This is a genomic window from Ruminococcus sp. AF20-12LB (assembly GCF_003478985.1).
Taxonomy (GTDB): domain Bacteria; phylum Bacillota; class Clostridia; order Lachnospirales; family Lachnospiraceae; genus Blautia_A.
In genome coordinates this window covers 257,453-280,736 of the sequence record NZ_QUGH01000001.1, presented here as the reverse complement: position 1 = coordinate 280,736, position 23,284 = coordinate 257,453, and the positions used below count along the sequence as shown (strand labels likewise).

Below are 23,284 nucleotides of genomic sequence, written 5' to 3'. Positions count from 1 at the left end.
CCTGATTTATTATAATTTTTTGAACTCTGTAGCTGTAATCAGCGCTTACTCCTGTTCATTCAGCTTTGTCAGCTTCACTGCCTGGTCTGCTGCGATCAGACTGTCAATGATCTCATCCAGATCTCCGTTAAGGATATTCTCAAGACGATGAAGGGTAAGCTTGATCCTGTGGTCTGTTACACGTCCCTGAGGGAAGTTATAGGTACGGATCTTCTCGGAGCGGTCGCCTGTACCGATCTGACTTCTCCTTGCCTCTGCCTCAGCGTCATGCTGTTTTGCAAGCTCCATCTCATACAGACGGGAACGGAGCACACGAAGTGCTTTATCCTTGTTCTTAAGCTGAGACTTCTCATCCTGGCAGGAAATCACGATTCCTGTAGGGATATGAGTAAGACGTACTGCGGAGTCTGTGGTGTTGACACACTGACCACCGTTTCCGGATGCACGGAACACATCGAATTTACACTCATTGAGATCCAGATGGAAATCAATTTCTTCCGCCTCCGGCATGATCGCTACCGTACAGGTAGAGGTATGGATCCTTCCGCCGGACTCTGTCTCCGGTACTCGCTGTACACGGTGAACACCGCTTTCGTATTTCAGTCTGGAATATGCACCCTCACCTTTGATCATGAAGGTAACCTCCTTGAAGCCGCCGATGCCGTTCTCATTGAGGCTGAGCATCTCGGTTTTCCAGCGGCGGGACTCCGCGTATTTCACATACATACGATAAATCTCTGCTGCAAAAAGTGCTGCCTCATCACCGCCTGCACCTCCACGGATCTCAACGATAACGTTCTTGCTGTCGTTAGGGTCCTTCGGAAGAAGAAGGATCTTCAGCTCATGCTCCAGCTCCTCCACTCTCTTTTTTGCATCGGAAAGCTCTTCCTTCAACATCTCACGCATCTCTTCGTCCTTCTCGCTCTCCAGCATGGAAAGACTGTCCTCGATGGTTTCTTTGTTTTTCTTATATTCTTTATATGCTTCAACGATTGGCTGCAGGTCGCTCTGTTCCTTCATCAACTTCTGAAAATGTGCCGGATCGTCGGTTACTCCCGGTTCTCCCAGCTCATTGAGAAGCTCTTCAAAACGTACCAGCAGATCATCCAGTTTATCAAACATGTATTTCCTCCTGTTTCTGTCCAAGCACCACACGGTCAAGGCCCGGCAGATCCTTTACGATCTGAACCCCGGTAAAACCGGCTGCTTTCATCATTGTACTGACCGCCTCCCCCTGGGTGCAGCCGATCTCATATAGAAGCCATCCGCCCGGTTTCAGGTACCTTCCGGCTTCTGCGGTAATCTTTCTGTAAAAATAAAGCCCGTCTTCCATTCCGTCAAGTGCCTTCCTCGGATCATGAAGGCGAACTTCTTCCATCAGTGTTTCAATTTCTCCTGTTGCGATATAAGGCGGGTTTGAAATAAGGATATCATATTTCCCACTATCTTTTCCACCTTTTTCACAAAAATACGGTGCCGAGAACAGATCGCTTTCCACAAAGTCCGCCCGGTTCTCCACCTTTAGAATACCGGCATTCTTTTTTGCCACTTCCAGTGCTTCCGGCGAAACATCCACACCGGTCCCACAGGCATCCTGCCGTTCCAGAAGAAGACTGAGCAGGATGCAGCCGGAGCCGGTACACATATCCAAGATCTCCGGTTTTTCCACATTTCCAAGGTGTTTCAAAGCCTCTTCCACCAGAGTCTCCGTATCCTGTCTCGGGATCAGCACATTTTCGTTTACATAAAACTCATATCCCATAAAAAAAGCCTGATGAGTCAGCTGCTGTACAGGAATATGTCCTGCCCTCCTGCCGATCAGCGTAAGATACTCTGCTGCGGTCTCATCAGACACCGATTCGTCTCCATGCGCAAAATAGTATGCCCGATTCTTTCCGGTCTTAAATTCCAGAAGGAGCCAGGCATCCAGCCCGGCTTCTTCCAATCCATTATCTTTCAGTATTGTTGTACCTTTTTTCAGAAGGGACTCAAGAGTCTGCATTTTCTGTCTCCTCTGTCTCATATGGGATGTCCAGGTCAAATTCCTCTTTCAGATAGGCTCTCCAATCAAAAACAGCCTCAACTGCTTTGATGGCTACCTCTGCCATATCTGCAGTAGGCTCCTTTGTGGTGAATTTCTGCATGGCAAGACCTGGTTTACTCATAATGTCCGCAAATTTACTGTCTGTTCTTCCTGCCCACTGGATGATCTCAAAGGAAATCCCCGCAACTACCGGTACCATGAGAAGTCTTCCCAGCAGTCTCACCCAGTAAAACGGCACCGCCACAAACACAAAATGCAGCACAATACTTACCAGCATGACCAGAAACAAAAAGCTTGTTCCACAACGCTTATGAAGCCTGGAGCTCTTTAACACATTCTCTACCGTCAGAGGCAGACCGTGCTCCACACAGTTGATACATTTGTGTTCCGCACCGTGATACATAAATGTCCTCTGGATATCCTTCATTCTGGAGATCAGGAACATATATCCCATAAACAGTGCCAGTTTCACAAAAGCTTCCACTACGGTGACCAGAAATTCCGAAGCACCTGCCCCTCGGATCAGACTGGCCAGTACATACGGAAGGAACATAAAAGCAGCTACAGAAACCACCATGGAGACAGCTACCGTAATGTAAAGAAGCCACTTGAACTGCTTATCCTCTTTGGCTTTCTTTGCAGAACGCTCTGCTTCTGTAAGCTGCTCGTTCTTCCTGGCTGTTTCTTCATCTTCCTCGTCTCCTGCGATCTCCGCAGAATACATCAGGCATTTCGTACCTACCACAAGAGAATCCACAAAGCTTACCACACCGCGGATGATCGGTTTCTTCAGAAATGCATGATTTCCAAAGATACATTTATAATCCTCTACCTTCAGCTCGATCTCCTGATCCGGGCGGCGCACTGCAATAGAATATTTGTCCTTGTGACGCATCATGATGCCTTCCATGACCGCCTGTCCGCCAATATTCGATGATCTCATTCATTCTCTCCTGTGCAAATCAAAAATTTTTCAGTTAAAGAAAGGTTGAGATTTCCCAACCTCAACCTTCTCATTTCCTGTATTCGCAATAATTACTTACTCAGGCCGTATTTCTTGTTGAACTTATCGATACGTCCACGAGCCTGTGAAGCCTTCTGCTGTCCTGTGTAGAACGGATGGCATTTGGAACAGATCTCAACATGGATGTCCTCTTTAGTAGAACCTGTTACGAAAGTATTTCCGCAGTTGCAGGTTACAGTTGCCTGATAGTAGTTCGGATGGATTCCTTCTCTCATGATTTTCACCTCTCTATATATTTTAATATTATTCGTATTCAATTGACGAATTCCATTTTAAACAGCTTGCTAAGTATAACATAGCTTTCCCTAAAATGCAAGGACTTTATAAAAATTTCTGTTTCTTTACAGTCTGTACCAGTTCTGCATTGTTCCTGGTTCTGGCAAAGGTATTCAGGATCTGTTCTACTGCCTCATCCGCTTTCATTCCGTTGAGAGCTTTCCGCATAATATAAACCGCTTCCTGTTCATCCTTGCTGAGAAGCAGATCCTCTCTTCTGGTTCCGGATTTCTGGATGTCAATGGCCGGGAATACCCGTTTCTCCTGTAATTTACGATCCAGGACAAGCTCCATATTACCGGTTCCCTTGAACTCTTCATAAATAACATCATCCATCTTGCTTCCGGTATCCACAAGTGCGGTTGCCAGAATCGTCAGGCTTCCGCCCTCGCGCATATTACGAGCTGCGCCAAAAAATCTCTTGGGCATATGGAGAGCCGCCGGGTCAAGACCACCGGATAAGGTTCTTCCGCTTGGCGGGATGATCAGATTATAGGCTCTGGCAAGTCGTGTGATCGAATCCAGAAGAATGATCACATCCTGTTTATGCTCTACAAGACGGCGCGCACGCTCCACAACCATCTCGGAAACTCTCTTATGATGTTCCGGAAGCTCATCAAAGGTAGAATAGATCACTTCCACATTCGGTCCCTGAATCGCCTCTCTGATATCGGTAACCTCCTCAGGGCGCTCATCGATCAGAAGAATGATCAGATGCATATCTCTGTTATTCCTGAGGATAGATTTGGCAACATCTTTCAGAAGGGTTGTCTTACCTGCCTTTGGCGGAGATACGATCATTCCTCGCTGGCCCTTTCCGATAGGACTGATCAGATCCACGATACGCATGGCCGTTGTGCCGCCTGCACGTTCCATGACAAGTCTCTCATTCGGAAAGATTGGTGTCATATCTTCAAAATTATATCGTCTCTGTCCCTCACTCGGATGGAAACCGTTAATGGAAGATACGTAAAGAAGGGCGCTGAACTTCTCTCCCTGAGTCTTAATGCGGATATTTCCCTGGATGATATCACCGGTCTTTAAATTAAAACGTCGGATCTGGGAAGGAGACACATAAATGTCATTCTCACCCGGCATATAATTCTCGCATCGGATAAAGCCATATCCATCCGGAAGAACCTCAAGGATCCCGTTAGCCTTTTCACCACTGTCCAGCTGGGTAGATTCTGACGGGACATTCCCGTTCTCCCTTACAGATTCCCGGTTATATTCACGATTGTACTCTCTGCGGATATTTGTGTTTCTGTGTTCCTGCTCATTCTTATCACTACGATATTCCTTCCGCTGCTCCTGAAGACCTTCCCCTGCCGGACGGGTACGATATTCTGTTTTTTCCGAATCATAGCTTTTTTCTTTTGCAGTATTTTCTGCCGGTGTACTTTTGTGTACTTCTTCAGAATTTCCTCTGTCGGACTCTTTGGCGTCCTCCTCCAGCATCCGCTCGATCAGTGCCGGTTTTCTCAGAGTAGAAATCCCCTTCATCCCTCTCGCCTTTGCCAGATCCTTCAGCACCGCCAGAGACAATGATTCATACTTTTCTCTCATATTAAATCCTCTATTCTTAAATCTGATAAATTATATATTTGTTGTTTATGGAATCAGATACAACCTGACATGGCTGCACTTTTTTTGAATGAAAGCGTGTTTTCAGCTTATGTTTCATTATACACACCTTATAGAGTCTATTGCAAGAAATATTTATCGACATTTTTTTTATAATTTTCTCACAAAAAAGAAAAAAATCTGCCCGGGAGATATCTCCCGGACAGATCCAACGTTTCTGTATGCTTCTTCTTTAGCTCCAGAACGGTCCGTATATATCCATGACTCTCTGGACACGTTCATCGGTAATTTTATTCAGAGCCTCCACGATCGCTGCATACGTCTTTGGTCTCTGTCTCTTAAGTGTTGACGGGCTTGTTACATACTCAAGCACTGATTCTGCAAAATATTCTGAACTGTTCTGCGTTGCATAGCTTCTGTTGATACCTGTAAATTTGGATTTTTCGCTGTTATAAACTGCAGCAAAAGCACTTGTTCTGTCTACGTTTCCCGCAACAAAAGCAAGGAAATGTCCCAGTTCATGGTAGACTGTCTCATTCTCAAAACGAAGGATGATGCTTCTTGAATGTGCGTTAAAGCAGCCTCCGTAGTTAACAGACGGATCAACCGTTACAGTAAATCCAAGCTTCTTGTAGGCATTGAGCACCCTGCTGTCCATCTTCGGTGCAATGGAAGCAATATTGCTTACTGAATATTTGCTGTCCATGCTGATGTTTTCTACTTCTTTTGTGGAAGCTGCATTCACTTTGCCGGCAGTACCTGCAGCTGCCCTGACTGTTGTGGTCGTCTGAATGGTTGTAGTCACTTTCCGTGTCTGAACGGCTGTTTTTGATTTCTTTGTGTATTTCTGTGTTGTTGCAGTCTTAACTGTCTTTAATGTTTTTACGGTTGTATTTCTGTTTGTTTTCTTTGTGGTCGTACTCTTCTTATTGGTAGTCGGAAGCTTCTTGGTATAAGTCTTGGTCGCCGCTTTTTTCAGCTTAACTTTTTTTCTGGTTGTCTTGGTATTTGAAGTCGTTTTGGTAGTCACCTTCGGTTTTGAAGCAAGTGGAGTGTCATCCTCTGTGATGGTAGTTTCCATTACCGGATCTGTAAAATCCGGAAACTCCGGAACCTGTGACGACTGCCAGACATTAAAGCCACCTGCCAGTACAATAACAGCTGCGAGACATCCTGCCAAAGCTTTTTTCCTGCCTGTAAAAATTTTACGAATATCTGTTCTTTTCATATCATTCACACCTTTCTGAAAGCCGACGTTTCAGTTTCCACCTTAAACCGGATTTTAGGCATCAAAAAAGCCGCTTATTCTAACAAAATAAACGGCCGCATTAAAACACATATCCTTGTTCATAGATGTTATCTGAATACGTCATTAAATCGGAATTTAATGCGGCAACCGGCTGTCATAGTCATCCTTCGGACCTTAGACCCATGGCTTTGCGTCCCTGTCTTTCAACAGGTTTGCCCTTATATGTATAGTATATGTTTTTTTCCCTGAAATGTCAACATTTTCCCCTGCATTTTGAGCTCTGCTCCTGTCTTTTTTTCACGGAATCTGCTATACTGTTCAAAAAGAAAGCATGATATAACAGGAGAACGGAAACTATGTCAAAATTTTTACCAGTCCGTCTCTTTTTTGTATGGCTGCTTTTCGGAATCCTGCTGGCAGGCTGTGGAAATTCTCCTTCCTCCGATGAAGAACCTCCGGTATATTCTCCGGCCAGAGTCCTCACCCCGGAGGCCCCCGGCAAAAAAACACTGGGCAGCTCCCCTCTGATCCTGGATATTTCCAATCAGGATCAGGGATATCTGACTGCAGAATCCGATTCCGATGATTCCCGCATGAACATTCAGCTTACCGCTCCCTCCGGTGTGGTCTATTCCTATTTTCTGGAACCAGATGAACAGGCGGTACTTCCTTTTTCCGAAGGCTCCGGTGAGTATCTCATCACCTGCTATCAGCAGGTAGATGGAAACCAGTACGCCGCCCTTTACACGGAAACGCTCACAGTAAAGCTTCAGAATGAATTTCTTCCGTTTCTGTATCCAAACCAGTACGTGGACTTTTCTTCCAAAAATGAAGCCTGCAAACTGGCAGCCTCTCTTGTCAAAGAGGACATGACCGACATCGACATCCTGAAAACCTTCTATACATATGTTACCAGTCATATTTCCTACGATTATGACAAAGCCGATTCTGTCGAAGCCGGTTATCTTCCTGATGTAGATGATACTTTAAACACTGGCACAGGGATCTGTTTCGATTACGCCGCACTGACTACTGCAATGCTCCGCAGCCAGGACATTCCCTGCAAGCTTCAGATCGGCTATTCCGGTGATGTGAAGCATGCATGGATCGATGTTTATATCCGTGGCAGAGGCTGGGTGACAAAGGCAGTATCTTTTGACGGAGACACCTGGAAGCTGATGGATCCCACCTTTGACGCCAACAGTGATGGTGATGAAGCGATCCAGGAATATATCGGTGATGAAAGCAATTATACGGTACAGTTCACGCGCTGACCCACTAAAGGAGACATTATTATGAAAAACAAACTGACAGCCCGGGAATTATCCAGTTTCTGCGGGCAGATGGGAATGCTTCTGCATTCCGGCATATCCACAGCTGAAGGACTTCACATCCTCTGTGACGAGAGCAAGACCGATGCAGACCGGCAGATCCTCACACCCCTGATCCGTTCCGTGGAAGAAAACGGTTCTCTTTCCCGGGCTCTTGACGAATCCGGGGTCTTTCCCTCATCCATGACCGCCTATGTCCGGACCGGCGAGGAAACCGGCTGCCTGGATGAGATCATGGAAAGTCTCAGTTCCCACTATGAACAGGAGGAAGAAATCTCCGGACAGATACGGTCTGCCGTCACTTATCCGCTGCTCATGCTTGGCATGATGGCTGTTGTGATCCTGGTCCTTCTGATAAAAGTCCTGCCGGTATTTCAACAGGTATTTAACCAGATGGGAATGGAAATGAACGGGATTTCCCGGGGACTTCTGAATGCAGGCAACGTGATCAGCCGGTATTCTTCTGTTTTTCTGATCCTCGCCGCAGTCCTCATTGGCTGCATCCTGTTTTTCAGTCTTACGGAAAAAGGCCACAGCCAGCTGCGAAAAATGGCCATCCATCTCCCGTTTTTCCGTGAGATCCCGGTTGCCATGGATTACAGTCGTCTGACCCAGGGCCTTTCCCTGGGACTTCGGAGCGGACTTTCCCCGGAAACCAGCCTGGAGCTTACAAAGGATCTGATCTCACAGCCGGTGATACTCGAAAGACTCCGGAAGGCTTCCTCTATCCTGGATAGCGGAGAAACCTTTTCCAGGGCTCTTACAGAATCCGGTCTGTTCGGCGGCATGGAAGGCCGTCTCATCACGATATCCTTCTATTCCGGTTCCAGTGACGAAACCTTCCGCAGGCTTTCCCGGCAGTACACCGAAAGATCCATAGATCTGATTTCTCAGGCAGTCTCTATTGTGGAGCCTACCATCGTGATCCTGCTGTCTCTTCTTGTGGGGCTGGTCCTTTTATCCGTCATGATGCCGCTTCTGGGGATCCTCTCAGATTTTGCAATGTAAGGTGGTGACCGTATGAAACTTTTTGAAAGCCGCAGAACAAAATTTCTCAGAACATTTTTTCTTCTCTTTCCGGCGCTGCTTCTGGTTTTATCCTGCACCTTGTTTGTGGCAGGTGTCAGCAGCACCTCCGACCAGGCTGTGCAAAAAGAACAGAACGCTCTGGAGCAGGCGCTAAAAAACGGCGCTATCCGCACCTATGCCCTCACAGGTACATACCCAGAAAGCCTGTCCCAGCTTCTCTCGGATTATCATATCACTTATGACAAAACCAAATTCGTAGTAGAATATGTTCCTAACGGTTCCAATCTCCTGCCGTCTATCAGTGTAATTGCTCTGTCCGGCAGTGCGAAAGGAGGGAATGCCTCATGAATCACCGGAAGAACACCGGACATTCCGTTTCTTCTCTTTTTTCGCTTCTTCTTTTCGGTGTTTTTGTTCTGTTCCTTATACTGATGCTGCTATTTTCCGCCCGGATTTACCAGCAGACTGTGAAACAGACTGACTCCGATTCCGAGCTTGGGACTGCAGCAACTTATCTGACTACCAAATTCCGGCAGCACGACCGCGGCGATGAGATTTTTTCCGGTTCCCTGGATGATATTCCGGCTCTTTGTTTCCGGGACGATATCAAAGGAAAAGAATATATCACGTATATTTACCTGAAAAATGACAGTCTGATGGAGCTTTTCACTGCAAAAGGCTCTCAGGCCAGCTCTGATGCAGGGACCGTCATCTCACAGCTTTCCGATTTCCGGTTTTCGGAAATGGAAAATGGTTTTTACCACTTTTCCCTGGAAAGTACCACAGGGATCCGCTCGGAATTCCTGCTTCATCGCACTGCCCAAAAGGAGGCATCATGAAAAAATCAAGACATAATTCCGGTACCAGCCTTTTTCTGATGGAAATGATCCTTGCCCTTTTGTTTCTGTCACTTTCCTCAGCTGCCTGCATCCAGATCTTCGCGGCAGCACGGAAAAGCCGGCTCCAGGCAGAACAGTGGAACCAGATCCAGGCTCTCACAACCTCCGTGGGCGAGGTACTGGAAGGCACTGACGGAACCGATGAACAAATCCTCTCTCTGCTTCCGGGGGGCATCAAAAAGGACACCAGCCTGATCTGGTATTATAACCGTAACTGGCAGAGCTGCTCTTCCGGAGAAGCCGCCTGTGAAATGATCCTGGAAACAGATATTTCTTCTTCAGAAAAATCCGGCGAGCTTTCTTTCCGGCAGCTTTCCAACGGCAGTGAGCTTTACCGGATCACCCTGCGTTTTCCTGTTGATGATTACAGAAGGGAGGCTGTACATTGAAACAGAAGCATACGTTTTTTGTAACTGTCGGCATTCCTTCCCTGTTTCTTATCTTCTCTGTACTGTGTCTCTGTGTACTTGCTCTGCTTACTCTTGGAAGCTCCAGATCCAGTCTTAACACAGCCAGACATTCTATGGAACAGACCGAAAATTATTACACCGGCTGCGCAGATGCCACGGAAACCGTTTCAGAAATCCGTGATGATCTGGAGCAATACAGGGAAAAAGCTTCCGATGAGACCGGATATTTTTCCATGGTACAAAAGCTTGCGGACACAAGGGACGATCTCAGCTGGGATCCCCACAGCCACACCCTTTCCCTCTCCGTTGGAATTTCCGAGACACAACAGCTTTCTGTAGTGCTTGAGATTTTTTACCCGCATAAAAAAAGCTCTTCTGCTTATCAGATCCTGCAATGGAACACAGAGCTTACCGGATCCTGGCAACCTGACAACCACCAGAATGTATTTAAAGGAGAATAAACCTATGGATACCTCTATTCCTGAATTTTTGACAGAAGCTGCCAACCGGCGTGTCTCTGATATCTTTATCATCGCCGGCCGCCCCCTGGCAGAAAAAATCGACGGTCATCTTTTGGACCGTGGTGACAGGCTGATGCCTGATCAGACAGAAAATTTACTCCGCACCATTTACGGACTTGCGGAAAACCGCGATATATCCCGTCTTATGGAAACCGGTGATGATGACTTTTCTTTTTCTATTCCCGGTGTTTCCAGATTTCGTGTCAATGCCTACAAGCAGCGTGGTTCCCTGGCTGCCGTGATCCGCGTGATCGCCTTCCGGCTGCCGGATCCTGCAGAACTTTCCATTCCCGATGATGTGATGAACATCTCCGAATATACCCGTGGCATGGTCCTTGTTACCGGTTCTGCCGGAAGCGGCAAATCCACCACCATGGCCTGTCTGATCGACCGGATCAACCATACCCGGGAAGGCCACATCATCACTCTGGAGGATCCTCTGGAATATCTCCACCGCCATGATCGCTGTATCGTCAGCCAGCGCGAGATCTGTACCGACACCGAAAGCTATCTGACTTCTCTTCGTGCCACACTACGCCAGAGCCCGGATGTGATCCTTCTTGGAGAGATGCGTGATCATGAAACCATCCAGACTGCCATGACCGCTGCGGAAACCGGTCATCTTGTCCTTTCCAGCCTGCATACTCTGGGAGCAGCCAACACCATTGAACGCATCATGGACGTGTTTGAGCCATCCCAGCAGCATCAGATCGCCCTCCAGCTTTCCATGGTCCTTCAGGCTGTGATCTCCCAGCAGCTGATCCCGGATGTGGACGGACGCAACATTCCTGTTTTCGAGATCATGCGCCTGACTCCTGCCATCCGCAATATGATCCGCGACAATAAAGTACACCAGATCGAAGGCGTGATCTCCACATCCGGTCAGGAGCAGATGCGTTCTATGGACCAGAGCCTTCTGGAATTATATAAAAAAGGCCGTATCACCAGGGATACAGCTCTGAAATACGCTTTAAACGCTGACATGCTGAAGCGCAGACTTATGTAAGGATCTTCTTTGTATACATCTGCCTGATATGTAAAAGCACATAAAAAAATCCCTTACCAATATCTGATATGTTTCCAGAATACAGAACACATATCATTTTACAGATCCGGTAAGGGATTTCTTTATTTTCAATCCGATTTCGATCAGAAAGACATTCCTTCTCTGCGGTCGGTCAATGCACTACATTTCCTACAATTCCATAAGAAACAATATACATAATGGCACTTGCCATAAAAAGTCCGCACAGGATCGCAATGGAGGATTTTTTGATATCCACCTCAAGAAGAGAGGCGATCAGTGCACCTGTCCAGGCTCCTGTGCCCGGAAGAGGGATTCCCACAAACAGCAAAAGTCCAAGAAATTCATACCTCTTGATCTGGTCACTCTTTCCCATAGCTCTATTTTCCAGCTTTGTGATCAGACCTCTGAACGTCTTTGTTTTTTTCATCCATTTAAAAATCTGCCGGATAAAAAGCAGGATAAACGGAATCGGAACAATATTTCCCACGATACAGATCGGCAGTGCCTTCGCAGCCGATATCTTCAGCAGAGAGGCTGCCAGAAGACCGCCTCGAAGCTCCAGTATCGGGATCATAGAAATGATGAACACAGCGCCCTCGGGAGAGATAAACTGTGCAAGGTGGTGTGAAAACCATTGTACCAGTACTTCCATAATACCTCCTTAACTGTTATTTCTGCAGATATTCCGTCAGGAATTCCACCAGTTTTTTCATCTCCTCATCGGTACCGATGGTGATACGGAGATGATTGTCGATCCTGTCCTTCGGGAAATATCTTACATAGATATGTTTCTCCCGCAGTGCTATGAAAAGCTCTTTGGCCGGACAGCTCTCATGTGTGGCAAAGATAAAGTTGGATCTGGAATCCTGGAAGGAAAATCCAAGCTTCCTGAGCTCTGCCTTTGTCCACTCTCTTGTTGTAATGATCTTATGGCAGCATTCCTCAAAATATGCCTTATCCTCCATAGATGCCACACCAGCTGCGATAGTAGCACGATCCATGGTATAGGAATTAAAGGAATATTTCACATCATTGAGATATTTGATCAGCTCCGGATTTCCGAAGGCATATCCAATACGCATTCCTGCCAGGGATCTGGACTTGGAGAAGGTCTGCACAACAAGCAGATTATCATATTTTTCGATCAACGGCAGTGCGGATGCTGCTCCGAAATCCACGTACGCCTCATCTACGATCACGATACTCTCCGGATTCTTTGCTACGATCTCCTCGATCTCGGAAAGAGGCATTTCCACGCCGGTCGGTGCATTGGGGTTAGGGAATACGATTCCGCCGTTTTCACGGAAATAATCTTCTTTACGGATATGGAACTCCTCATCTAATACCGGGCGCTCATATGGGATCCTTAAAAGATCTGCCCATACATCATAGAAGGAATAGGTGATATCCGGGAACAGAATCGGCTTCTCTGAATTAAAAAATGTGAGAAAACACATAGCCAGTACGTCATCGGAACCAACGCCTGTAAATACCTGATCATCCTTCAGTCCGTAGAACGCGGCAATACTGTGTACCAGGTCTCCTGCTGTCGGATCCGGATAAAGTCTCAGGGTATCGGCATCAAGGGCCTTCAGCGCCTTCTCAACACCCGGAGCCGGTGAATATGGATTCTCGTTTGTATTCAGTTTGATCATGTCGCTCTCATTTGGCTGCTCGCCAGGAGTATACGGCACTACTTTTCGTATATTAGCTTCCCATGGTTTCATGCTGTGCTTAACCTCCTATCATATTCTTTTGCTATTGTACTCACTGAGAGGACATTTGTCAAAGGGTAATACCACCTGCCGGGAAACAAAAAGACACCCGTACCGGGTTACAGAGTACGGGTGTCTGATATATTCTTCTTAATGAAGGGCTGTTTTGGTTCGTGTCAGGCGCTTAAGATCAGATACGTGCTACGCCTGTTGCTTTTGCTGCCTCTGCTACTGCTTTTGCGACAGCCGGTCCGACTCTCTTGTCGAATGCCTTCGGAATGATATACTCCGGAGAAAGCTCCTCATCTGTGATCAGATCTGCAAGAGCCTTGGAAGCTGCGATCTTCATCTCATCGTTGATATCACTTGCTCTTACATCAAATGCACCACGGAAGATTCCAGGGAATGCAAGAACGTTGTTGATCTGGTTCGGGAAATCACTTCTTCCTGTGGAGATAACCTTTGCTCCGCCTGCTTTTGCGTCATCCGGGAAGATCTCCGGTATCGGGTTTGCGCATGCGAAGATGATGGCATCTTTGTTCATGGTCTTAACCATCTCTGTTGTAACTGCTCCAGGAGCGGAAACACCGATAAATACATCCGCGCCAACCAGCATCTCTGCAAGAGATCCCTGTTTCTTCTGAAGGTTTGTGAGCTTGCTCATCTCTTCCTTAACCGGGTTCATTCCTTCTGTACGTCCCTCATAGATGGCACCCTTTCTATCGCAGAGTGTAACATCCTTGAAGCCTGCTTTCAGAAGAAGTCTGCAGATAGAGATAGCAGCTGCACCTGCACCGTTCATAACGATACGAACATCCTCTTTCTTCTTTCCGACAACCTTCAGAGCGTTTGTCAGGCCTGCAAGTGTGATAACTGCAGTTCCGTGCTGATCATCGTGGAAGATCGGAATATCACATTTCTCTTTCAGTTTTTTCTCGATCTCAAAGCATCTCGGAGCGGAGATATCCTCAAGGTTAACACCACCGAAGGATCCGGAGATCATGTAAATAGTATTTACGATCTCGTCTACATCATGGCTCTTAATGCAAAGCGGGAATGCGTCTACATCGCCGAATGCCTTGAACAGTACACATTTACCTTCCATTACAGGCATACCTGCTTCCGGTCCGATGTCACCAAGACCAAGAACTGCGGAACCATCTGTTACAACAAGACACATATTCCATCTTCTTGTAAGCTCGTAGGATTTATTGATATCTTTCTGGATCTCAAGGCAAGGCTGAGCTACACCTGGTGTATATGCAAGAGAAAGGTCGTCTTTATTCTCAACCGGCACTCTTGTAACAACCTCGATCTTACCTTTCCAATCTCCGTGCAGTCTTAATGACTCTTTTGCATAATCCATTTTCTTTTCCTCCTTGGATAATTATGATATATTTCATTTCAAAAGGATTACCTGAATTAATAATTACCATCGAAGAATTTACTGTCCTTCGGAAGCTCATAGCCTTCAAAATAAGAACCAAAATCAAGCTTCAGATAACTGCAGAGATCAGCAAGCTCTACCATGGTATTGTCGTTGACCGGAATGCCATTCTCTTTTCTGTCTTTTTCAGCAGCTACCTCTTTCTCGCCGTGTGTATAGATCCTGTCCTGACCGTCTGCCTTCGGACTCTCCCGAAGTGCCTCAAGGTATTCTGAAAAATGCTTGCGGATCGCATCCGGATCTCCGAATGCCGCCGGGTTGATCGCCATAAATCCATGGCAGATACCGGTCTTATCCGGGAACGTACAGCACTTGTCGGAGGTAACGCCCATGGAAAGAATAGAGCTGAACAGCTCACAGAGCATTCCATAGCCATATCCCTTATGGCTTCCGCTGACTTCCTCGTTTCCGCCGAGAGGCATGATTCCGCCGCCTTTCTTGGCTACGATGTTTGCAAGTACATCCGGTGCATTATTGCTGGCATGACCGTTTTTGTCAAGTGCCCAGCCATCCGGAAGAGGCTTGCCCATCTTATTATACATTTCCAGTTTACCTCTGGTTACAACTGTTGTCGAACAGTCAAAGAAAAACGGGTACGGGTCTGCAGGCATAGCAACTGCGATCGGGTTGGAACCCAGCATAGCCTTTCTTCCGAAGGTCGGTACCATGATCGCCTCGGAGTTGGTACATGCCATTCCAAGAAGTCCTTCATGGCAGGCCATGTTCGCATAATATCCTGCAATACCGAAATGGTTGGAATTTCGTACACTTACGATTCCCACACCAGTTGTCTTCGCCTTCTCAATTGCCTTTTCCATGGCAAAATGACTGATCAGCTGGCCCATTCCATTATGTCCGTCTATCACAGCAGAAATCGGTGTCTCAAAAACAACTTCCGGTTTCGCCTGGGGATGAATAGTCCCCTTCTCAATTCCTTTATGGTAACGAACCATTCTCTGCATTCCGTGACTCTCGATTCCATACAGATCAGCAGTCAGAAGAACATCTTTAATGATACTTCCTTCTTCCTCAGAAAAGCCAAATGCTTTAAAAACATCTCCGCAGAAATGGTTCAGTGTGTCATAACTCCATTTTACATATCCCATAATCGCAAGTCCTTTCTCCTGATATGTCCGGCAGGTTACTGCCCACGCTGTGACCCGCAGCATACTTTATATAATACTGCAGGGGTACAGTAACCTTCATCCTGTGCTGTCTCGTCTTACGCTGTCCTGCCTCATGCTGCCTCAACTTGTGCTGTCTCATCCTACGTTGTCTTGTCTCATGTTGTCTCGTCTCAAGCTGTCTCGTCTTATGTTGTCTCGTCTCATGAAGCCTTCGGGATGCTGCCATAATATCAAACTTTTTGGTATTACCAATACATTCCCTATTATAGCACGCGGTCTTACCAAAATCAATAGTGGTCTTACCAGATTAACGGGATTTTTACTGAAATTTTATTTATTTTTTTCAAGTGGATCAGCGATGAAATACAAGGCTGTTCTCACCCTGCTGCTGTGCGATCTCCATTATATATTTCTCAATGGTTTCCATATGTTCGCGCATCAGCCTCTCCGCCTGGTTCCGGTCTCCGGAAATAATGGCTTCCACCAGTCTTCTGTGCTGGTCATCCACCTCAAGAGCGGAATTATGTTTCTGCATAATATAAGCTCGGGTACCGGAAATGATCTCCTCTGTCAGCTGCGCTGCCGCATCCAGAACATTATAGATCATAGGATTCCCTGCGATCCTGCCGATCTTCGTATGAAGCTTCTTATCAAGACCTGCACGAGCTTTCTCGTCCTCTGAGCTCTCCAGCTGTGCCAGGATGGAACGCAGATCTAATGCATCCTTCTCTGTACACTTCCCGGCTGCAAGAAGCGCAGCCTCCTGCTCCAGCGCAGAACGAAGTTCCTGCACCTGCTGTACATGGCTGTTATTCAGCTGAAAAAGAAGGGCCAGTGGTGCAGAAAGCCACTGATCCATATTCTCGGTAATATAGTTGGCTCCGCCGCGGACCGTTGTGACAATTCCCATCAGCTCCAGTGCCCGCAGGACTTCACGGACAGCAGGTCTGGAAACTCCCAGTGATTCTGCCATAACACGTTCCGCAGGTAAAGTGTCCCCCGGCTTCAGTTCTCCCCGCCGGATATTTTCTATGATCTGCACTAATATTCCGTCAAATGCTCGTTCTTCTGTAATCTTTGTAAACATGTCGTCCGTTTCGGCCGCCTTCCTTTATTATTGTGTTGCCTTCCTTTACATAAAAATCCCGGAATATAGACAAGTGGATATTCACCATTCTCAGTCATCATGCAGTTCTGCACCATATAATCGCTCTGCAGCTATTCAGCCAGTCTGTGCATTTTGACTATTTGCCCTCTCTATTTTCCGGACTTTTATAGTAAATATTATACGATAATTCCCCAATTTAATCAATAGTAAATAATAAATTGGTAAGACATATTACATTATTCCATTATTGAGAATGTTTTCCACTTCCTCCATCTGACCCAGAATCATTTTCTGGCGGTCGTCAAAAAGAAGACCTTTATTATGCCTGTAATACTGGTCGGAACCGTTCTCCCGAATGAACCAAAGACTATAGTAGTTGGCATTCAGTTCCGTGATAAATGCCACCATTTCCTGACTGTCCCCAAAGGCAGCTTCCATAAAGTCGAAAACGTTCTGAAGAGTAAAGGATATTTCGTCGGTTCGGTTTTCGTAGGCTTCGGTTTCGGATTCAAAGAGGGCTTTCACAAACTCATAGTTCCTGTTTGACGATAAAACTTCCGATTCTGCTGCAGCACTTCTGCCTCCTGCCGACTCTGAACCTGATCCGGTTTTATCTGATCCGGTTGATTCCGAAGCTGATTCCAATCCGGACGCATCTTCAAAGAATGACACAACACGTTTCTGTATACGCTCCTGCTGTTTTGTAAGAAGCTCACTCTTTTTGTCCTTTTCAAGATCCGCCTCTGCTTTTTCCATGAGATTTTTTGCTGTGAGTCTGTCCTGAGCTTCTCTGAAGTACACCATATAATCATACAGTTTCGTGAGATAGGCATCGGTAAGATAGCATTCTGTAAAAAGCTCGCTGAGCTTTCCATTGAGAAGGCTTACAATGCTCAGATGCTCATCCAGAGAGGCCGTGCGGATCTTACCCAGGGTAATGGAATCCCACTTTCCTTTCAGGATGTCCTCCACTTTATAATCCGTTCTGTACTTATAATAAAGAGCCAGATAGCTGGCGAAATCCTTCGCGATCATCCTGTGCTGGATGTACTGGCTGACCACCTCACGGTCTACGGTTTTTCCAAGGATCTCATAAACCTGGATCAGACGTGAAAGGTCCTCCCAGCCTCTGGCTGTGGCAAAGATCTTTCCGTCTACGGTATTCTCCACCCTGTAGAAATTTTTTCTGCGAAGCTCCAGATAGGAGATCACCGCCGGATGAATTCCCTGCTGGTAGGCGTATTCCTTCCATACATCAAAGTCTGCCTCCACATCAATCTTCTTGATACGGTCCAGAGTGACCACATCGAATTCCCGGACGGATTTGTTATATTCCGGCGGGTTGCCTGCTGTGACGATTACCCAGCCTTCCGGCACCTTCTGGTTTCCGAAGGTTTTTCCCTGAAGGAACTGCAGCATCATCGGTGCCAGTGTTTCAGATACGCAGTTGATCTCATCAATGAACAGGATGCCTTCTTTCAGACCTGTTTTTTCCATTTTGTCGTAAACGGATGAAATGATCTCACTCATGGTATATTCCGTGACAGAAAATTCTTCCTCACCGTAATTCTTTTTTACAATGAAAGGAAGTCCCACGGCACTCTGTCTGGTGTGGTGGGTAATAGTATAAGAAACAAGGGCAATCCCGCATTCCCTTGCGATCTGCTCCATAACCTGTGTCTTTCCGATTCCCGGAGGGCCCATAAGAAGGATCGGTCTCTGACGGATTGCCGGGATCCGGTACTCACCGAATTCGTCTTTTGCAAGATATGCTTCTATGGAATCTCTGATCTCCTGTTTTGCTCGTTTTATGTTCATGGTCTTTCTTCTCCTTGTAATTCATCCTCCGTGATCACCAGCTTCATGGCCCAGGCCGGGATATCCACATCCTCCGGCTCCTGCCCCATAAATGCAAATGCAGTCCGGTATGGCGGCATCTTTGCCGGAAAAATGCCGTAACCGTCTGTAAAATACACCAGGCCTTTCAGATTTTCAAACTCTCGTTTCTCCATCAGCTCTTCCACATAAGCAAAAGCCGGGCGAAAATCTGTGCCCCCATCGCCGTAAAGCTCCAGACTATCCATGTAATCCTGCAGTTCTTCTCTGCCGGTGATCTTCACATCTGAATGCACCTTCTCGTCACACTGGATAATGTGTATATTTACCTTTCGGAAAAAATTTCCGCTGTCACTTAAGATTCCGTAAGTTTCCTCCAGAAATCTCCGCACCAGTTCCCCAGAACAGGACATGGAGGTATCGATCACGATGACAAATTCCGAAACTTTTTTCACTTCTCTGGTTTCCAGGGGTTCAATCAGCGGCATATTCCCATAAAGAGAAAGCCCATAGGTGTAAAAATTATGATCAAAGCTATCCGGATCTACCGTCAGCTCTTCCCGGAATACCGCAAACTTCCGCAGAAAATCCCGGTAATCATACCGTTCTCTGTTCTCTATTTTCAGCTGATCCAGAAAATCTCCGTCCTGTTCTCCTGCCTCCCTGGAAAAAGTCTCCAGGTCTGTCTCGATCCCTTCGCTGATATCTTCCCATTTTTTGCTCATCAGGGGATTGGGTTTCTGATTCGGCTGCTGGTTGACCCAGTATTTGTGATCATCCACATAGAACTCTTTTTCCAGCTGCAGCAGTTCTTTTTCCTTCAGGAACTGTTCTTTCAAAATCTTGTAGATCCGCTCCGCATTCAACGTCTTCTTTTCCTTTTCCAGAAGACGGTAGGTTTCCCTCCGGAGAAGACTTCTGGAATATCGGACTGAGCGGTGGTAGATCCCGTCGATCATATGCTCCACTGCAATATCGCAGCTTAAATTCCACAAACGCTTCTCTATTCCCGGCTTCCCAAAGTGCCGGAAAATGCAGTGAAATACCATATGGAGATATCCTCGATTCACAAGAATCCTGTTTTCTTTATAGAGCCCGCCAAGCTGTGCCGGATGGAAGTATATCACAGCCCCGTCTGTTCCAAATGGACTGACCGAACCATCCATCCGATAAACAAAGCTGCTCAGCGCCACGTCCAGAAAGCGCATGCCCAGATACAGCTCGTCTCTTGCCGCCCGCAGGATGCTGCTGCCGATGTCCTGGAGACGCTGGGCTGCTTCCTGGGAATTGGATCCCTGACCGGATAGATAGTTATTTTTGTTATTTTTGTTATTTTCGGTTATTTCTATTTCACTCAGAATTCTCACCCCCTCTGATCTGCTGTCACAATTCTGTCTTCATTATAGTTCTCTCAGAAACTACTATAATTGCCATTACTACTTCATAATATCGTAATCTATCTACATGCAACTTATTTTTCACATACTCACATATGTTATAAAGTTAGTGCAGTCACTCCGCAGTTATCAGTGGGCACTTCCAACTTACAACTGAAATTTTTGTTTCCTTCTCACCGGTCGAACTGAATCTTCTGTCTCCCCGGCCACCTTCCGCTCTTCCTCCAGCATCCGGCTGCGCTCATTCATCAGAAACGCGGAAATCTCCATATCCTTCTTTCCGGAAGCCACATCAATACTGTGTTCCAGGCCCTCTCTGTTCCAGAGTTTTTCCTGGGAAAGCAGTTCCAGACCATTTAAGTTTCCGCTCTCCACCAGATATTCCCCAATATCCTTAAGATTTCCCCGGATATAATCCTCATACTGCTTCTTCGCTTTTTTACTCAGCAGCCACGGATAACAAAGTCGTCCGAAGCTCATATCCACCAGGACCTCCAGCTTATCCATCACCACTGCCATATCAAACAAGCTGTCATACTCCGCGAAATCCAGTTCTTTATTATAGAAACATTGCCGATAATTGGTCCCGGATCCATGATACTCCGTAAACAAAATTCTCGCAGGCGTATTCTCCACCGCCTCATCATAATGCTCCGGAAAAACCATATGCGCACGTTTTCCACTTGCCTCGCCATTTTCGTACAGAAAATCCACATCGATTTTCTGCCATAACTCCCCAAGAATCTCCTTCGCACAGGATTTGATTCCCTTTTTCTGATGGATCACAAGCTCCTTCAGCCCGCTGCATCCCGTAAATGCCCCGGTTCCCACCTGCATCAGCGTATCCGAAAACTCCAGCCGCTCCAGTTTTTTGCATCCATAAAAAATATATCTTCCGATTTCCTTCAGCGTATCCGGGAAAACGATCTCCTGCACTTCTTCGCCGGCAAGAAGCCTCTCTTCTCCAAACGAAAATGTATCTTCATTTTCCCAGACTTCCGCCTCTTCCTCACCATCCTTGTGTGCCGAAAACGCATACGGCGCCGCACTGACTACCGGAAGACCATTGATCTCTTCCGGAAGCACGATCCGGTCATCGGTACCGTAACAACGGATGATTTCTATTGTATTATTTTTGATTCTGTAATGTATTTTCATAATTCTCCATTATACGTGAACGGATATCCGAAATCCATTTCCCGTTTTCATTCTTCAGGAATCATCTCATCTACTGCTGATCCTGATCTTCTATAGCACGTCTGCATTTCATTGTAGTCTCATTATCCATTTCATGCAAGAAATTTTCCCATGTCCCTATAGCACTCCTCTAAAATAATGCATCTTAATCCAGCCCATCAGAATGTGAAATCCTGCGTCAGATATCTTTGCCGTGCGTAAATTCTTTCTGATACATAAAACAGCCCGTCAGACATACGATGATCTTTAATTCATCTGATATCTGACAGGCTGTATGCAACACAAAATAAACATCTGCATTATACTCTGTTTCACACCCATGAGCACAACTTTATTTACTTCTTATAAGTACTGGCTGAACTCCACTTTCTCCTTATTCGGTCCTTCGATAGTAAAGAACTTCACACCATTCTCCCAGAACGGCAGGAAATGGACTTCATCATTGGTAGTATTCAGTCCGGCTGCTGTTACCAGCTCGTGGACTTTCTCCACATCCTTCACATCAATGGCAACATGGTCGATGGCACCGGATTCCATTTTTGCAGCTTTGTTCTCGTACGTCTCGATCACAAGATTTCCAAGCTTCAGGAAAGCAACCTTCTCATTGGCAGCCTCGTTCACTGTCTGAAAAGCGATCTCAAATCCCAGTGCTTCATAAAATTTAATGGTTGTCTCAATGTCATTGGTCGGCACACCTACGTGCTGAATTCCGTTCATCTGATCTTTTAAATTCATTTCAAAACCCCATCCTTTCATAAATCTGACATGCTCATAAACACAATCGCTTCGCAATTTAGATATAACTCTGCTACAGGTTTATGAATACGATTCCTCTGCAATTCTGCGTTCCACCTGTGCAAGCTCCGGCATTGCCGGGATCGCACCTTTTTTCTCCACGCATAGACTGGCCACCGCATTACCGAAACGTGCAAATTCCTTCAGTTCCTCCTGTGTCAGCTCGTCCGGCTGTTTCTCCGATGTGCTGACCTTATACAGGAATCCTCCCCAGAAGGAATCACCGGCTCCGTTCGTATCTGCAATCTGTTTCACTGAAAAGCCCGGCACCATACAGCCTCCATCTTTGCTGTAAATATAAGCTCCTTCACCGCCAAGAGTAACTACCACGACTTTCACGCCCTGCTCATACAGTGTCTTCGCTGCTTCCCGGACATCCTTATGATCTGTCAGAAGCTCGGTTTCCTCATCTGAAATCTTCATGAGATCCACATAGGGTACCAGACTTCTCATATGTTTTTTGGCAGTTTTTTCATCCGGCCACAGAGATGCACGGTAATTGGGATCGTAAGAAATCACGCTGCCCTTGTTTTTCGCTCTTTTTACCGCATAAAACGTGGTATCTCTTGCAGGCTGATCCGTCAGGGACAATGATCCAACATGAAAAATATGGGTATGATCCAGCACATCCACGTCCACTTCTTCCTTCTGGATCTTCGTATCCGCTCCCGGTTTTCTTGCAAAAGAGAAAGTCCTCTCTCCGGTCTCCCTGACTTCCACAAAAGCCAGGGTAGTAAAATAATTTTCGTCCAGAAGCATACCCTTGGTATCCACGCTTTCTTTCTCAAGAACAGATTTCAGGAACTTTCCGTGCATGTCTTTTCCTGCTTTACCGATAAATGCCGTATGAGCTCCCAGTCTGCTGGCTGCAACTGCAACATTGGCTGGTGCACCGCCCGGATTTCTGGCATACAGCATCTGTCCGTCCTCATTAATATCCCGAGAAGTAAAATCGATCAGGATCTCACCAAAGGTTGTGATATCATAGATGGATCTTTTCACAGCATCTCCTGTGTCCACAAGAAGGTTCTGATCAAGCAGCTGAAAAAGGATCTTCTCACATTCTTTCTCATTATCTGTATGTACATGAAGCTCTCCCCCGTCAAACTCAGGCATACTTAAGACCCCAAGCATAGACTTTGCATTTACAACATAACGGCCATAACATAATTCTACATCACATGGGATGGATTCTGCAATACTTACCAACTTTCTTGCATTCTGCATTGTGCCTAAAATTACTTTTACTATCATTTTTGTCCACTCTC

23 protein-coding genes and 1 riboswitch are annotated in these 23,284 nt (G+C 46.3%); of the genes, 7 read left to right on the top strand and 16 right to left on the bottom strand.

Features of this window, described 5'->3' with window-relative positions; all coding sequences use genetic code 11:
* Positions 1-45 precede the first annotated feature (45 nt).
* The 6 genes from prfA to DWX61_RS19145 all read right to left on the bottom strand — a co-directional run bounded on the left by prfA (position 46) and on the right by DWX61_RS19145 (position 6,156).
* Positions 46-1,122, bottom strand: a complete 1,077-nt coding sequence (gene prfA, locus DWX61_RS01235) for a peptide chain release factor 1 (protein WP_118512589.1) — start codon at positions 1,120-1,122, stop codon at positions 46-48.
* On the bottom strand, positions 1,115-2,002 hold the full coding sequence (gene prmC / locus DWX61_RS01230) for a peptide chain release factor N(5)-glutamine methyltransferase (protein WP_118623378.1): 888 nt from the start codon (positions 2,000-2,002) through the stop codon (positions 1,115-1,117). The genes prfA and prmC overlap by 8 nt, the downstream gene beginning before the upstream one ends.
* Positions 1,989-2,987: a DUF1385 domain-containing protein gene (locus DWX61_RS01225; protein ID WP_118623376.1), complete on the bottom strand. Its 999-nt coding sequence runs from the start codon at positions 2,985-2,987 to the stop codon at positions 1,989-1,991. The genes prmC and DWX61_RS01225 overlap by 14 nt, the downstream gene beginning before the upstream one ends.
* Positions 2,988-3,079: 92 nt before the next feature.
* Entirely contained in the window at positions 3,080-3,283 is a 204-nt protein-coding gene (gene rpmE, locus DWX61_RS01220; RefSeq protein WP_118512592.1) for a 50S ribosomal protein L31, read from the bottom strand.
* Between the two features lie 106 nt (positions 3,284-3,389).
* On the bottom strand, positions 3,390-4,910 hold the full coding sequence (rho, locus tag DWX61_RS01215; RefSeq protein WP_118623374.1) for a transcription termination factor Rho: 1,521 nt from the start codon (positions 4,908-4,910) through the stop codon (positions 3,390-3,392).
* Positions 4,911-5,160: 250 nt separating this feature from the next.
* Complete coding sequence (locus DWX61_RS19145; RefSeq protein ID WP_243119072.1) at positions 5,161-6,156, bottom strand: anthrax toxin lethal factor-related metalloendopeptidase; 996 nt, start codon at positions 6,154-6,156, stop codon at positions 5,161-5,163.
* Positions 6,157-6,316: 160 nt separating this feature from the next.
* A riboswitch (cyclic di-GMP riboswitch) is annotated at positions 6,317-6,404 on the bottom strand.
* A gap of 129 nt (positions 6,405-6,533) precedes the next feature.
* Between DWX61_RS19145 and DWX61_RS01200 the strand changes: the two genes are divergently transcribed.
* From DWX61_RS01200 to DWX61_RS01170, 7 genes are read left to right on the top strand one after another with little or no spacing between them, the layout of a single operon-like run.
* Positions 6,534-7,451, top strand: a complete 918-nt coding sequence (locus DWX61_RS01200; protein WP_182433922.1) for a transglutaminase-like domain-containing protein — start codon at positions 6,534-6,536, stop codon at positions 7,449-7,451.
* Positions 7,452-7,472: 21 nt separating this feature from the next.
* The gene (locus DWX61_RS01195) at positions 7,473-8,516 is read left to right on the top strand and encodes a type II secretion system F family protein (protein ID WP_118623372.1); all 1,044 of its coding nucleotides are present in this window, start codon (positions 7,473-7,475) and stop codon (positions 8,514-8,516) included.
* A 12-nt stretch (positions 8,517-8,528) separates the two neighbouring features.
* A complete protein-coding gene (locus DWX61_RS01190; protein ID WP_118623370.1) occupies positions 8,529-8,885 on the top strand; it encodes a hypothetical protein in 357 nt (118 codons plus the stop codon).
* Positions 8,882-9,376 (top strand): DUF4860 domain-containing protein, encoded by a 495-nt coding sequence (locus DWX61_RS01185; protein WP_118623368.1) that lies wholly within the window; start codon positions 8,882-8,884, stop codon positions 9,374-9,376. The genes DWX61_RS01190 and DWX61_RS01185 overlap by 4 nt, the downstream gene beginning before the upstream one ends.
* The gene (locus DWX61_RS01180) at positions 9,373-9,825 is read left to right on the top strand and encodes a hypothetical protein (RefSeq protein ID WP_118623366.1); all 453 of its coding nucleotides are present in this window, start codon (positions 9,373-9,375) and stop codon (positions 9,823-9,825) included. The genes DWX61_RS01185 and DWX61_RS01180 overlap by 4 nt, the downstream gene beginning before the upstream one ends.
* A complete protein-coding gene (locus DWX61_RS01175; RefSeq protein ID WP_118623364.1) occupies positions 9,822-10,307 on the top strand; it encodes a hypothetical protein in 486 nt (161 codons plus the stop codon). The genes DWX61_RS01180 and DWX61_RS01175 overlap by 4 nt, the downstream gene beginning before the upstream one ends.
* Positions 10,308-10,311: 4 nt before the next feature.
* Positions 10,312-11,373: a type IV pilus twitching motility protein PilT gene (locus tag DWX61_RS01170; RefSeq protein ID WP_118623362.1), complete on the top strand. Its 1,062-nt coding sequence runs from the start codon at positions 10,312-10,314 to the stop codon at positions 11,371-11,373.
* Between the two features lie 172 nt (positions 11,374-11,545).
* Here DWX61_RS01170 and DWX61_RS01165 read toward each other — a convergent pair whose 3' ends face one another.
* The 10 genes from DWX61_RS01165 to DWX61_RS01120 all read right to left on the bottom strand — a co-directional run bounded on the left by DWX61_RS01165 (position 11,546) and on the right by DWX61_RS01120 (position 23,270).
* Positions 11,546-12,046: a COG2426 family protein gene (locus DWX61_RS01165; protein WP_118512600.1), complete on the bottom strand. Its 501-nt coding sequence runs from the start codon at positions 12,044-12,046 to the stop codon at positions 11,546-11,548.
* A gap of 16 nt (positions 12,047-12,062) precedes the next feature.
* Positions 12,063-13,121 carry a histidinol-phosphate transaminase gene (gene hisC, locus DWX61_RS01160; protein ID WP_118623360.1) on the bottom strand — a complete coding sequence of 353 codons (1,059 nt, stop codon included), beginning with the start codon at positions 13,119-13,121 and terminating at the stop codon, positions 12,063-12,065.
* A gap of 178 nt (positions 13,122-13,299) precedes the next feature.
* Positions 13,300-14,475 carry an NAD(P)-dependent malic enzyme gene (locus DWX61_RS01155; RefSeq protein ID WP_118512602.1) on the bottom strand — a complete coding sequence of 392 codons (1,176 nt, stop codon included), beginning with the start codon at positions 14,473-14,475 and terminating at the stop codon, positions 13,300-13,302.
* 56 nt (positions 14,476-14,531) lie between these two features.
* Entirely contained in the window at positions 14,532-15,662 is a 1,131-nt protein-coding gene (locus DWX61_RS01150) for an Ldh family oxidoreductase (RefSeq protein WP_118512762.1), read from the bottom strand.
* 373 nt (positions 15,663-16,035) lie between these two features.
* Positions 16,036-16,770 (bottom strand): FadR/GntR family transcriptional regulator, encoded by a 735-nt coding sequence (locus DWX61_RS01145; protein ID WP_118512603.1) that lies wholly within the window; start codon positions 16,768-16,770, stop codon positions 16,036-16,038.
* A 252-nt stretch (positions 16,771-17,022) separates the two neighbouring features.
* Positions 17,023-18,609, bottom strand: coding sequence for an AAA family ATPase (locus tag DWX61_RS01140; protein ID WP_118623358.1), 1,587 nt, complete (start codon positions 18,607-18,609; stop codon positions 17,023-17,025).
* Positions 18,606-19,994, bottom strand: a complete 1,389-nt coding sequence (locus DWX61_RS01135; protein WP_330674865.1) for a vWA domain-containing protein — start codon at positions 19,992-19,994, stop codon at positions 18,606-18,608. The genes DWX61_RS01140 and DWX61_RS01135 overlap by 4 nt, the downstream gene beginning before the upstream one ends.
* Before the next feature lie 177 nt (positions 19,995-20,171).
* Positions 20,172-21,182 (bottom strand): leucine-rich repeat protein, encoded by a 1,011-nt coding sequence (locus DWX61_RS01130; RefSeq protein WP_118623356.1) that lies wholly within the window; start codon positions 21,180-21,182, stop codon positions 20,172-20,174.
* A gap of 381 nt (positions 21,183-21,563) precedes the next feature.
* Positions 21,564-21,956, bottom strand: coding sequence for a VOC family protein (locus tag DWX61_RS01125; RefSeq protein ID WP_118623640.1), 393 nt, complete (start codon positions 21,954-21,956; stop codon positions 21,564-21,566).
* An 81-nt stretch (positions 21,957-22,037) separates the two neighbouring features.
* A complete protein-coding gene (locus DWX61_RS01120) occupies positions 22,038-23,270 on the bottom strand; it encodes a PfkB family carbohydrate kinase (protein ID WP_118623354.1) in 1,233 nt (410 codons plus the stop codon).
* Positions 23,271-23,284: the final 14 nt, after the last annotated feature.